This is a genomic window from Barnesiella sp. WM24, assembly GCF_004570975.1.
Classification (GTDB): Bacteria; Bacteroidota; Bacteroidia; order Bacteroidales; family Muribaculaceae; genus Muribaculum.
This window is the reverse complement of sequence record NZ_SPPC01000032.1, coordinates 1-585: the sequence shown is the minus strand read 5'-3', so window position 1 is coordinate 585 and position 585 is coordinate 1. Positions and strand designations below refer to the sequence as shown.

At 55.2% G+C, this 585-nt stretch carries 1 tRNA gene and 2 rRNA genes; all 3 read right to left on the bottom strand.

The features are described from left to right. Nucleotides 1-101, bottom strand: a 23S ribosomal RNA gene (locus E4T81_RS15815); the annotation flags it as partial. A gap of 161 nt (nt 102-262) precedes the next feature. Next, nucleotides 263-339, bottom strand: a tRNA-Ala gene (locus E4T81_RS15505). Nucleotides 340-466: 127 nt separating this feature from the next. After that, nucleotides 467-585, bottom strand: a 16S ribosomal RNA gene (locus E4T81_RS15500); the annotation flags it as partial.

Here is a 585-nt window from a genome sequence, read left to right as displayed (position 1 = left end):
AAACGGGTATTTGCCCCTGACCGCGGCTTATCGCAGCTTATCACGTCCTTCTTCGCCTCCGAGAGCCAAGGCATCCTTCATGTGCCCTTGTCTCCTTTCCTTTGTTTATCTTGTAACGACCCGTGTCCTGAAGACACGCGTCCGTTCGCTCGTTCTCGATGAGATTTTCTTTTTTTCTCGTGTATCCCGATACGTGTTTGCGGTCACGTATCGGCGCTTCCAATATGTCAATGTCCTCTTTCCTGTCCCGGACAAGCCGGGATGGTGGAGAATAACGGATTCGAACCGTTGACCCCCTGCTTGCAAAGCAGGTGCTCTAGCCAGCTGAGCTAATCCCCCATGCACCGCAGTAATCTGCGGCGGGATATCTTAAACAGACATTCCGCAGTACAGGACCGTGAGTGAATCACGGCTCCGGTCAATCCCTGTCGCGTCGTCGCGGCGGTCATTTGGAGCCACGCTCCAGAAAGGAGGTGTTCCAGCCGCACCTTCCGGTACGGCTACCTTGTTACGACTTAGCCCCAGTCACCAGTTTTACCTTAGGGCGCTCCTTGCGGTCACGCACTTCAGGCACTCCCGGCTTCC